11 protein-coding genes are annotated in these 12,160 nt (G+C 59.5%); 2 read left to right on the forward strand and 9 right to left on the reverse strand.

Features of this window, described 5'->3' with window-relative positions; genetic code table 11:
• Positions 1–205: 205 nt before the first annotated feature.
• The 5 genes from D3242_RS28335 to D3242_RS28355 form a co-directional block, all read right to left on the reverse strand.
• Positions 206–979 (reverse strand): SDR family NAD(P)-dependent oxidoreductase, encoded by a 774-nt coding sequence (locus tag D3242_RS28335; protein ID WP_064982502.1) that lies wholly within the window; start codon positions 977–979, stop codon positions 206–208.
• Positions 980–1,090: 111 nt separating this feature from the next.
• On the reverse strand, positions 1,091–2,122 hold the full coding sequence (locus D3242_RS28340) for an ABC transporter permease (RefSeq protein WP_064982503.1): 1,032 nt from the start codon (positions 2,120–2,122) through the stop codon (positions 1,091–1,093).
• A 26-nt stretch (positions 2,123–2,148) separates the two neighbouring features.
• Entirely contained in the window at positions 2,149–3,675 is a 1,527-nt protein-coding gene (locus D3242_RS28345; protein ID WP_064982475.1) for a sugar ABC transporter ATP-binding protein, read from the reverse strand.
• A gap of 142 nt (positions 3,676–3,817) precedes the next feature.
• Positions 3,818–4,774 (reverse strand): substrate-binding domain-containing protein, encoded by a 957-nt coding sequence (locus D3242_RS28350; protein WP_064982505.1) that lies wholly within the window; start codon positions 4,772–4,774, stop codon positions 3,818–3,820.
• Positions 4,775–4,909: 135 nt separating this feature from the next.
• Entirely contained in the window at positions 4,910–5,344 is a 435-nt protein-coding gene (locus D3242_RS28355; RefSeq protein WP_064982477.1) for an RbsD/FucU family protein, read from the reverse strand.
• Between the two features lie 156 nt (positions 5,345–5,500).
• On the opposite strand from D3242_RS28355, the gene D3242_RS28360 reads away from it, so the two are divergent.
• Entirely contained in the window at positions 5,501–6,853 is a 1,353-nt protein-coding gene (locus D3242_RS28360; RefSeq protein ID WP_064982478.1) for an ROK family transcriptional regulator, read from the forward strand.
• A 204-nt stretch (positions 6,854–7,057) separates the two neighbouring features.
• Here the strand turns inward: D3242_RS28360 and D3242_RS28365 are convergent, their stop codons facing one another.
• From D3242_RS28365 to choX, 3 genes are all read right to left on the reverse strand, one after another.
• Positions 7,058–7,960: an AraC family transcriptional regulator gene (locus D3242_RS28365; protein WP_064982480.1), complete on the reverse strand. Its 903-nt coding sequence runs from the start codon at positions 7,958–7,960 to the stop codon at positions 7,058–7,060.
• Positions 7,961–8,211: 251 nt separating this feature from the next.
• Positions 8,212–9,246, reverse strand: coding sequence for an alcohol dehydrogenase catalytic domain-containing protein (locus tag D3242_RS28370; RefSeq protein WP_064982483.1), 1,035 nt, complete (start codon positions 9,244–9,246; stop codon positions 8,212–8,214).
• Positions 9,247–10,176, reverse strand: coding sequence for a choline ABC transporter substrate-binding protein (gene choX, locus D3242_RS28375; protein ID WP_064982485.1), 930 nt, complete (start codon positions 10,174–10,176; stop codon positions 9,247–9,249). It abuts the gene before it with no gap.
• Between the two features lie 21 nt (positions 10,177–10,197).
• On the opposite strand from choX, the gene betI reads away from it, so the two are divergent.
• Entirely contained in the window at positions 10,198–10,956 is a 759-nt protein-coding gene (gene betI, locus D3242_RS28380; protein ID WP_081295988.1) for a transcriptional regulator BetI, read from the forward strand.
• 80 nt (positions 10,957–11,036) lie between these two features.
• On the opposite strand, the gene D3242_RS28385 is transcribed toward betI, so the two are convergent.
• Positions 11,037–11,795, reverse strand: coding sequence for an SDR family oxidoreductase (locus D3242_RS28385; RefSeq protein WP_171880425.1), 759 nt, complete (start codon positions 11,793–11,795; stop codon positions 11,037–11,039).
• Positions 11,796–12,160: the final 365 nt, after the last annotated feature.

A 12,160-nucleotide genomic window follows, 5' to 3' on the forward strand; every position in this document is an offset into this window, starting at 1 on the left:
GCTGCCATCGGCCCGGGCGTGAGATATCAAGCGCAGCCGACACGAAACACGTCCAGAAGACATTTCAGTTCGGCTCTACGCGTAGTCTTGCCTCGATCCGCAGGATCACGCTTCACGTGGCGAGCCGGTCGTGCGCAACCGGCCCTGCTTTACAAAAGCAGCCGAACGGGATCGTGGCAACGATCCCATTAGGCGTCCATTGATTTCACGCAATTGACCAGCCGCCATCGATCATCAGGTTCGCCCCGTTGACAAGAGAGCCTGCCTGTGAGGCCAGGTAGATGACGGCTCCGGTGACATCTTCCGTCTCCCCAATTCGACCCAATGGGATATGTGCGAGCGTCTGCTGGTGAGCTGCAGGGTCGCTCAGATATGGACGGGTTGAGTCTGTCCAGATAAAGGTCGGTGAAATGCTGTTCACGGCTATTCCCAGTGGCCCCCACTCTGCTGCCAGGCACCGGGTCAGGTGATTGATCGCTGCTTTCGACATGCAGTAGATCGCTTCCCCACGCAATGTGACGGTCCCAGCTTGCGAACTTATGTTCAGGATGCGGCCGGCCCTTCGCTCGATCATCGTCTTTGCAACAGCCTGCGTCAGGAAGAACGTGCCTTTCAGATTCGTGCCGAGAACCAGATCGAAGTCTTCTTCACTGACGGACTCTGCCGGGCTTCGGCGCGATATCCCGATATTGTTGACCAACACATCGATCTGTCCGAAATGAGCTACCGCATCTCGCACACTGTGCTCGATTTGCCGGGTCTGGGATATGTCCAGCCTGACGAGCAGAGTGCGGCGCCCGAGTGCTTCGATGGCAGAAACCAGATCTGCGCCGGCACTGTTGTCGCGAACAATTGCCACGACATCGGCTCCGGCCTCGGCGCATGCCAGCGCGCAGGCACGACCGATGCCGCGCCCGGCGCCTGTCACCATCACGACCTTCCCGTCAAGACCAAAATTGGGCAGAGAACTTTTTGTCATCTCAAGGGACTCCATAGGTGACGAGGCTTTTCGACCAGGCAGTGTTTGGGTGTTTGCGAACTGGCGAAACTCAAAGAGCGGTGGGTAGCGCTCGAGCGTTTCGCACCGGCCTCACAAAGCTCTACGCCGGGATTTCACGAAGGTGTCGAACGCGACCGCCAGAACGATGATGACGCCGATGATGATTTGCTGGACGTAGGCGGAGACGTCGAGAAGGACCAAGCCGTTGAGCAACACACCGATCAGAACGGTACCGATGACCGTGCCGAATATCGTGCCGGTGCCACCAAACAGACTAGTCCCACCGATCACGACCGAGGCGATGACAGTCAGTTCAAAACCGGTCCCCGCCACAGCTTCAGCCGAGTTAAGCCGTGCGGCGAGGACGAAGGCTCCCAGCCCCGAAAAAAAGCCAGTGATGACATAGACGCTGAGGATTATCTTGCGGACATTGAGGCCCGCGAGACGTGCGGCCTCAGGGTTCCCACCAACGGCGTAAATCTGTCGACCATAGCGGGTGTAGCTCAATGTTATGTGGGCAATGACGGCGAACAGGACAAAGATCAGAACTGGAACCGGAACCGGTCCAACTTTGCCTTGGCCCCACCAAACGAATGCATCGTCGAATCCGCTTACGGGGCCACCTCCAGAAAAGAGCAAAGCCGCGCCGCGAAAGGCTGACATGCCCCCGAGCGTCACAACAAAAGGCGGCACCTTGAACCGGGTGATGGCAAACCCTTGAACAAGACCGGCTGCGACGCCGACACCGATCGCTGCAAGTGCGGCGAACTCCCAACCCAGTCCCAACGAGGCAGAGCCATCACCGACGCTGAAACGGTTGTCGAGGCCGCCTTTTGCCACCATCGCAGCAACCAGACCGGCCATCGCGAGAATTGAGCCAATTGAAAGGTCAATGCCGGCCGTGAGGATGACGAACGTCATTCCGATCGCCAGCAATCCGTAGATGGAGACTTGTCGAAGAACATTGAAGAGGTTCAGCGCTGTGAGAAAGCGCGGCTCAAGGATCGAGAAGCCGATCATGAGGACAACCAGGAACAACACCGGCGCAAAACGTGCCGCAACATTGATTGGCCGAAACTGGGGCCGCCTTCCGATCGCCTCACCTGCCGTCACTTGTACCATGTTCTTCTCCCCTGATTCATCCTGCCTCATGCCGCAACCGCATCCACGGTCATCAGGGCCATGAGCATCTCAGGACTGGCGGCATCCGCCTGCACTTCGCCCGTTACACGGCCTTCGCGCATCGTGATGATCCGGTCGCTTATCGCCAGCACCTCAGGCAGTTCCGAAGAGATCACGACGATCGCGATCCCAGTGCTTGCCATTTGAAACAAAAGGTTGTGGACTTCCGCCTTGGCGCCGACGTCAATTCCGCGGGTCGGCTCGTCGACGATGAGGACCTTGGGACCCAAGGCGAGCCACCGCGCCAGAATAACCTTCTGTTGGTTGCCGCCGGAGAGGTCGGATACAATCTGCTCCGGTCCTACCATTCGGATGCGAAGCAGTTTCCTGTATTGTGCGATTAATGTGTCCTCGGCGTTTGAATCGATGAAGACACCCAGCCGGGACACTCTGTCATGCGCAGCCACTGTCAGGTTTGCGCGTATCGACAGTGACAGGAACAAGGCTTGCTGCTTTCTGTCTTCCGGAACCAATCCGATGCCTTGGCGAATTGCATCTTGGGGCGACGTCGCATGCAACAACACCCCATCGATGAAGACCTTCCCGGAATCGAAGGGGTCAGCGCCAAAGATAGCTCTCGCGGTCTCCGTCCGGCCGGAGCCAACCAGGCCGGCAATCCCAAGAATTTCTCCGCGTCGAACCTCGAGGCTAATGTCACTAAGGGCCATCGCATTGAGCCCTTCAGCACCCCGGCGCCGCGAAAGATGCTCGACACGGAGAACGACCGCATCGGTCGCCGCGGGGGCCGGACGCCGTTGCGTTGCCGTGATCTCGCGGCCGACCATGTGGTGAATAATTGCATCGATGGATGTGTCGGCGACGTTTCCATCGCAAACGAACCTGCCATCCCGAAGTATAGTGAAGCGGTCGCACACGCGCATCACCTCTTCCAGGCGGTGCGTGACGAAGATGACACTGAGACCATCGGCCTTGAACCCGCTCACGATATCAAAGAGTCGGTCCACTTCAGCATTTGAAAGGGCTGCGGTCGGTTCGTCCATGATGATAAGTTTGGATCTCATCGAAAGGGCCCGGGCGATCTCGACCAGCTGCTGTTCGGCCACCGACAAGTCCCGAGCGGGTGCGAGAGGATCTTTCTCAAGCCCGACCCTCGCCATCAAGCCTTTCGCCTGGTTCACCAACCTTCGCCAGTTCACGAGGTTCGCCCAGCCCGGTTCACGCCCCAGGAAGATGTTCTCGGCAATCGACATTCCAGGAACGAGCGTCAATTCCTGATAGATCGTCGCGATGCCACAGCGCTGTGCATCCTGGGGAGAATTGAACGCCGCCTTTACGCCCAGAAAGGTAACCTCGCCATCGTCTGGTAGCTGAGCGCCCGATAGTATCTTGAGCAAGGTTGACTTGCCGGCACCGTTCTCTCCCAGCAGTGCGTGGACCTCACCCGCGTCCACGCGCAAATCCACCGACCTGAGTGCGGAAATGCCGCCAAACGACTTGGTGATGCCGTTCATCTGCAAGAGAGGCTGAGACATAATAGTATCCAAATGAAAAGCAGTGGCTCGGAAAGCGCGTGACGCTGTGAGCCGGTCGGGGTGGGGCCGCTGCTAGCGGCCTCACCCATGCCCGCGATCGAAATTGGGAGGAATTTGCGTTCGCGCGCCGACCGCCGGGTGGCTACTTGAGTTCGCCCAGGCGCTCGCCTGCATTCAGGTTGTCCTTCGTCACAGCGACCGGGGTCAGGAGGGTGATCTTGTTTTCCGGTGCTTTTCCGTCGCGGGCAAAGGCCACGAGAATATCAACCGCCTGCCTACCCTGCTTGCCCGGCATCTGCTCGATGGTCCCGGTCATGCTTCCATCGCGAACCTTGCCGAGGGATTCAGGCAGGGCGTCAAATCCGATCAGTTTTACCTTGCCAGTCAACTCGCGACCCTTGAGCGCCTCCAAGGCCCCGAGCGCCATGTCATCGTTTGCCGCGGCAATCGCGTCCGGCGGCGTTCCCATCGACGCCAAGGCAGACTCCGTAACGGAAAGGCCTTTGGCGCGATCAAATCCGGCGGTGTCCTCGAAGACGAACTTGTATTTGGTTGCCAGTGGATCAAGCGCGTTGTGTAGACCTTTGTTGCGGTCGATCGCTGCGCTGGTGCCCGGCTGTCCCTGCAGGTTCATCACATTGGCTCCGTTCGGAAACAGCTTGATGATGAGCTCGCCCTGAACCTCGCCGCCTTTCACGTTGTCGGCACCGACATGGGCGAGAATTCCCTTGACGCTGTCGACAGAGCGATCGACGGTCACAACCGGAATCTTGGCATCGATCGCCTCCTGGATTGCCGGCGCCAGTGCTGCGGAGTCATTCGGGCTGATCACGATGCCGTCGACGCCCTTTGTGATTGCGGCCTCAATGTCGGCGCTCTGTTTGCTGGAATTGCGCTGACCGTCACTAACCACCACATCGATGTTGCCGAGTTTTGCAGCTTCATCCTGCATCTCTTTCATGATGTGGACCGAGAACGGGAACGCGAGATCAGGGCTCGACAGCATGATTGTCAGATGCTTGTCCGCCGCCCATGACGGGGCCGACACCAGCAGAGAGCCGACAACTGCCAGGGCTGTAGCTAAGGTCCTTGTGCTCATTTTATCCATCCTCCCAGGTTTGGCGCGCAGGCTCCGGATAAATGTCCTCCCGGAAGCCAACGTTTAATTTGTTTACAGACTATACATATTCTCGAAACTAGAAAGACGCAAGCCCCGGCGAATGCAACGAGCAGGTTAGTTCGCAGGGGCGACAACGCCCTTCTTCAACAGGATGTTTCCATAGAGCCTCCCGTCGCCGCTCAGGACGATTGCAAAGCCCTTCTTGGCGCGCGCCTTGAACTCGGCCGGCGTAATCGGCGCCAACGCCAACGACCGGCTGGCATGCTTCGAGACGATTTCCAGGAATTCGCCGAATATCGGCAGCTCAGCTTCAGGATTTCCATCGACAATCATGCGGCACGCCGCATGTGAATCGCCACTTTCAAGCGGCATCACCGAAAGGATGGCTTCGAGGATCCGAGTGCCCAGGACACCATCCAGGCGAATGATGTGGGCGTCGTCATCACAGGGATAGTTGGCATCCACGATCGCGATCTCATGGCCATGCCCCATGGACCGCAACACATGGAGAAGGTCGGGTGACAACACGGGATCAATACCCTTCAGCATGACAGATGTCCTTTTTTGGATTGGGATTTTCGCCTGATGAGTGCGCAGGTCACCCATCAGCCAGGGGTTTGGTCAGCGATCGTTAAAACTAGTCGCTATCGAGGTCTTAGCTTGTATTTGCATTGAACCTATACTAATTGCCTTCAGTGGTCGTCAATGGGCAATTTCGATGCGAGTTTCCGCGGCTCTGAAGTGGGAGCGCCCAATCACGCTGGACGCGACCGGCTGCCTGACGTTAACAGGACGATTGCAACCGAACAGACGATCGAAAAGAAGAGCAACTTGAAAACCACCAACCTCATCCGACACGTCAATGAGACGAGGTGTCTGCGCTTGTTGCGAAGGGCTTCCCCTCTTTCGCGCGCCGACATTGCCCGCGAACTCGGCTTAACCCGCGCAACCGCTGGCAACGTTATTGCGGTGCTGCTCCAGGCTGATCTGGCAATGGAACTGACCGAACCGCAGGAGGCCGCCAAGGTAGGCAGGCCGGGAATACGGGTCGCGCTAAACCCGAAGGGAGCCTTCTTCATCGGGATAGACGTGTCGAGCACTTGGCTGACCGGCGTGCTTGTCGATTTCGGCGGGACTTTGCTCAACAGGATAGTCGTCCCCAACAGCAAGAATTTTCGCGATGCGGGCCCTGTTGCTCAAACAATTGCGGACCTGGCCCGCCGTCTCGTCGTGGGGGCGGGAGTCGATACGAAGCGGGTGCGGGGCGTAGGAATCTCCGTCCCCGGCATCGTGGATCGCAACGGAGTCGTGGTATCGGCAAAACTGTTGGAGTGGGAGGATGTCGATATCGGACAGCTGGTCGCAACCTCGCTTGGAGCACCCTGGCCGATCCGGGTGTGCAACGACGCCGTAGCGCTTTCCGCCGCCATCGGTGCGCTGGATACGCATGACACGGAGGACTTGCTGGTCGTATTGCTGTCGGAAGGCGTTGGCGCGGCTATCATTCGCAACGGGCGTGTTGCTGAGGGAGTCAGTGGGTTTGCTGGCGAAATAGGTCATATGGTCCTCTCCGCCAAACCCGAAGATGCCAAATCGCAGACCCTAGGCCTGCTTGGAGGCTACGGCCCTTTCTTGTCACTTCTATCCGATGAGCAATCAATCGCAGAAGGGCTGGCAAATTTGGCGGCTATACCCAACCCCGGCAGAGCCCTTGAGACCACGCTCGACACATGGGCAGCAGTCATCTCTGTTGGTGTGCTCAATCTGATCCACATACTGAACCCGGCTCGGATAGTCCTCGGCGGCCCACTGGCTGTCTTGTTTCCGAGAGTTCAAAAGAAGGTCGAAGCGGTTCTTGGGGCCAACTTGCTGCACGGTTTGACGTTGCCGCCTATTGAGGTCGCCGGAAGTGAAGCCGACACTGTAGCTCGTGGCGCCGCCGGTACCGTGCGCGACGGCATCTTCCTGCTGCCCGAGCTGGATCAGATAGGCAATGGATTGCTCCCTGGCCGACCATCCCAATCTGCCGAAATCGCTGCGACGTATGACGGGCACTAGTCGCTTAGCACGCCATTTCTTCGCAACCGAGAGGCCGAGAGCACTGCATAGCTTTTGTATCGCCAGAATCGCAGTACCGCACAGCGCACTTGTCGGTGCCATCAGAAAATTTCGCAAAGACCATGCGCGGTGCAAGTAGGCTAAGAACAGCAGCTAAAGGTTCCATTGGGGCGAGCTTGCTCAAAAATACGGGATGACTGGCGTCTAATGTGGTGTCGTCTTGGAGTAGCGGCCGGGCGGCTGACCGACATAGCGGCTGAAGGCCGTGCTGAAGGTGCTTGCTGACCCATAGCCGACGCGCTCGGCAACCTCGGCGATGTCGATCTCCTGACGGCGCAGCAGATCCTTCGCCAATGCCATCCGCCAAGCCAGGAGATACTCCATCGGCGGCACCCCGACACTGCGGCTGAAGCGGTCAAAAAATGCCGATCGGGAAAGTGCGGCCTCCTTCGCGAGTTGCGCCATCGTCCACGGGCGCCCCGGATCGGCATGCATCTGCCGGATGGCTTCGGCTAGCCGCACATCCCCCAAACCACGCAGCAGCCCGGCCGGCGCGTCGGATGTTTGTGTCAGCCGCAGGGATTCGACCAGAAGGATTTCGACCAGCCTGGTCAGCACCAGATCGCGTCCGGAATGTCGCTGTGCCGCCTCGTCAATCAATAGCTTCACCAGGGTCGAAAGCCGCTCGACACCGCGGACATGGACCTGCGCCGGCAGCAGCGAGACGAGAAGGCCTGAATCCTCGCTGTCGAAGATGAAGTAGCCGCCAAGAATACGCACGCTGGGTGGCCCCTCTTGCGTCCCGTGACGCACCTCGCCCGTCGCCTGGGCCGCGATGTGCGGATCTATGAAGTCCGGGATGACAGCCTCGAAGCCCGACATGACAAAGCCAGGGGTCCTCGGCAGCAGCACGAAGTCGCCGGCTTCCAGCATCAGCGGCTCCTGGCCGTCCACAGCAAGGCGGCACGCCCCGTCGAGGACCACGGCAAAGCTCGGGTGCCCGAAATCATCGTAGCGGACGCCCCAGCGGCCAGCACCGCTAATGCCTTTGGTGAACACGGCCCGAGGCCGGAGGAGTCCAATGACTTCAGAGAGAGGATCAATCATGAGTTGGACTATAGCAAACGAATTCGCACCATCAATTGCAGGTCGTCCTGAATAGTCGACGAAACTTGATGTCATCCGCACCGTTGCGCCGATCGGGTCGGAATTCCCCGAGAGTGACGCAGCGACAACCGATGTTCGCTAACCGACGCGGGGATCCGCAAAATCCCGGTTCTGGGCTTGCTGACGATGCCGCGCCACTTCGGCTTCGAAAAGACTGACCAGGACAGTAAGTTCACCCACGTCGCTTCCCGCTATGGCAGACGGGTATCAAAGACGATCGCCAGTCGTCCTCCGGCATTTCCCGCTTTCAACCGGTCCAGTGCGCTGCTCACTTCCGCAAGCGCGACGCGCTCTATTTGCGTCTCGAGAGGCTGCGTGTGATGCAGTTGCATCAGCTCCTGCATCTGCGCGCGCGTTCCCACGCTTGTCCCCGTTATCCAGACGCCACTTGCGGTGAGCCACTCCTGGCTCAGGGGCACCGTTTGCGAGACCATCGCCGCAGCGACGATCCTGCCACGCGGGCGGATTGCCGCGATCATCGCGCCCCAGGTTGCTGGCGTCGGCGCAAAATTGATGCAGACATGGGCACGCAGGTTCGCCGGCCAACTGTCGGCCAGACTGGGCGGCGAAAGCAGCGTATGCTCGGCGCCATACGAGGCTGCGAGTTGAAGCTTGGCCTCATCGGTGTCAACGGCAACAACCGTTGCGCCGAGCCGCCGGGCGATCTGGATCGCATAAAGCCCCAAACCACCACAGCCAAAGACGGCGCAAACCTCTCCGGCTTTGACCCCTGCCCTTTGCACGGCGCCAAAAGCGGTCAGGCCAGCGCACATCAGCGGCGCCAGCAAGGCAGCATCGCCTTCCTCCGGCACACGCGCTGCGAAACGTGCATCGGCAACGACGTATTCGGCAAAAGTGCCTGCGACATCGAAGCCATGCGCCCGCTGGTGCTGGCAGAAAGACTCCATTTCAAAATGGCATTCGTCGCAGGCGCCGCAGGTATCGTGAAGCCAGGCGACACCGGCGCGCTCGCCAAGGCGCCAGCCGGTAACGCCGGTACCGAGTTGCACCACCCGGCCGACGCCCTCATGGCCGAGGACAGTTGGAAGCTGACCCGACGCCGGCCGCAGATGCCCTTGCCACACATGCACGTCGGTGTGGCAAATGCCGCTCGCCTCGAGGCGAACCAGTATTTCACCGCGACCCGGTTCCGGCCGCGGCACATTCATGATGCGCAGCGGCTCACCTGGCATCTCCAGCACGGCGGCCAGCATGCTGTGGCTCATCTACAGACCCAGCGCTCTTTTCACGGCGGGCAAGCCTGGCTGACCGTCGAAGGTCGAGACGCCGTCCAGCCATTTCGCGAGCTTGTCCGGATTGCGCTTGATCATCTCGCGGGCGGCTTCGTCGGCGGATTTCCCCTCCCCAAGGATCATGCGCATGCCGTAGTTTTCATAGGTGAGATCGAAGGCCAGATTGGCGAACAGCTTGGCCGCGTTGGAGCACTCTGTCGAAAAGCCCTTGCGGGCGATGGTGCGCACGGTAGCACCGCCAAAATTCGGTCCGAACTCGACGTCGCCACCCGAAAGATAGGTGATCCTGTAGTCGAGGTTCATCGGATGCGGTTCCCAGCCGAGGAACACGACCCAGCCCTTGTCGGCCACCGAGTTTGCGACCTGCGTCAGCATTGCCGCCTCACTGGACTCGATGATCTGCCAGTTGCCCAGCCCGTGCCGGTTGGCTGCCACCATGTCGAGCAACGGTTTGTTCGAGCCTGCCTCGATGCCATAGATCTTGCTGCCGAACTTGTCGGCATGGGCTGCGAGATCGTCAAAGCTTTTGATGCCCTGGTCAGCGACATACTGCGGGACGGCGAGCGTGTATTTGGCGCCTTCCAGATTGACGCCGAGCACTTCGACCGATCCCTCGTCGAAATAGGATTTGTATTCCTCGTCCTGCACCGGTCGCCAGTTGCCCAGGAACACATCCATGTCGTTTTCCTTCAGCGCCGAATAGGCGACGCCAAGGCCGAGCAAGGTCTGCGAGGCGTCATAGCCCAGGGCGTCGAGGATCACCTCGGCGGTGGTGTTGGTGAGCGCGATGTCGGTCCAGCCCAAATCCGCCATGCGGACCTTCTGGCACTGCGCCGCATCGGCGGCCATGGCGGGCGATGCGATCAACCCTGAAAGCAAGGCAAGAATGACTGTCGTACGCATTTTTGGTTCCCCGTTTTCTTGATGAGACGACTGCACGTCAACGCTATGGCCTCGGTGCTATATGTCATTACAGAATCTTGTACGAGCATACAAAAATCTTATTTGCTAAAAAGGGAAATGGCGACTCAAGGCAAGCGAACCAGAATCGAAGACATCCGGCGCATCGAGCTGATCGCGGCCGCGCATCGCGTGTTCCTCGAACATGGATTGCAAGGCATGACCTCGGCCCGCATATGCCGCGAAGCAGGCATGTCGCCCGGCATTCTTGCCTATTATTTCAAGGGCAAGGACGAAGTCCTGTTCGGCATGGTGCGCTACAACAACCGCCTGCTGATGGAAGACGTCATCGCGCGGCTCAGCGCGGCGCCGACCAATTGGGCGCGGCTGGAAGCGATCGTCGAGGGGAACTTTCCCAGCCAGGCTTTTACCCGCGCCATCGCCAGCGCCTGGATGTCCGTTTGCGCGGAAGCCGGCGTGAACGAGCAATATGCCCGGCTCCAGCAGCTGTTCCACCGGCGGCTGCGCTCCAATCTGGCTTCAGTGTTTGACGGGATGTTCGATGCGGCGCGCCTGCACGAAGCGAGCCTTATCATTGCCGCGCTGATCGATGGGCTTTGGCTGCGCAAGGCGGTCGCCGACGACATAGGACGCGACGAGGCCATCACGCTGGTGTTCCGCGGAATTCACTCCTTGGTGAGCGACAAGGAAGAACAGCGGCTGCGTTACCCTCCAGGCCGAGAGCCCAAGCAGGCTGCGGCCGGCCGGCGAAGGCGACTATGATCCTGTGGGGGGGGATCGTGCGAACCCCTCTGCCGCACCGGACGGGATATCCACCGGGTGCGGAAGATCTGGAGAAGGGACTAGGCAGCCCTGGCATGGCGCGCTTGGCTCATCGCCACCGCATCGGGTCCGGCAGGAAAGCTGATCGTCGCGGAGTCGTCGTGTGCGACCTGCCAGACAACCTCGGCGACGTCCTCAGGCACGGTGTGTGCCATCGGGCGGGTCATCTCGGCGAAAATCTCGCTGGCATAGCCGGCATAGGCTTCGGGAATGAACCGCTCGACATAGGAACCCGCATCGCGGGAGAACGCCGTCGTCGGGCCGTAACCCGGCTGAACCATCTTCACACGGATACCGAAATGATTGAGCTCGTTGGCCAGCGACGCAGTGAATCCGTCGATGGCCGTCTTGCTGGCCGTGTAGATGGCGACCAGTGGCATTGGGACCAGCACCGCGCTGGACGTGATGTTGATGAGGGTGCCCGAACCGCGGGCGCGGAACTGGGGAATCACCGCTTGGGTCATGGCCATGACACCGAACGTGTTAGTCTCAAAGACCTGGCGGGCCGTCTCCATCGATGTTGCCTCGAAGGCACCGAACATGCCGATGCCGGCATTGTTGACCAGCACGTCGATCGGGCCTGCCGCTGCTACCGCTGCCCTGATGCTGTACGTATTGGTAACGTCGAGCGGGATAATCCGGATGCGGTCGGATTTGGGGAGGACATCCTCGCGCGGCGTGCGCATGGCGGCGACGACGTTCCAGCCCTTGGCATGAAAAAGCTTGGCGGTTTCGAGGCCGTAGCCTGACGATGTTCCAGTGATAAGCGCGGTTTTCATGGCGATCTCCTTTCGTTTGTGATGCGCCAATGTACCCCAGTCGATCCCGGACTATATATAATCAGAAGTCCGCAATTAATTTGCGATAGTCCGAATTGTCGCGCACTACCTGCCACCGTAGGCGGTGATACAAGCGCCGCTGTCGGTTCTCTGGGCAGGGTCGAGGGATAACGGTGAACGAAAGCAACCCTATTAATTCTTGTTCCATAGCCGCCGCGGCGGCCGAGCAATCGATTGCGACGCTGGAATAGTTTGAAAGCCTACCACGAACTTTGAAAGTCATCGGCGATCGAGTAGTTTCCGGTCGAATTTCGGACGGTGCCCGGAGCCCAGGCTATTTGCTCGGCGTGGCTGGATCGGTCGAG

Source organism: Mesorhizobium jarvisii (genome assembly GCF_003601985.1).
In the GTDB taxonomy this organism is placed as follows: Bacteria; Pseudomonadota; Alphaproteobacteria; order Rhizobiales; family Rhizobiaceae; genus Mesorhizobium; species Mesorhizobium jarvisii.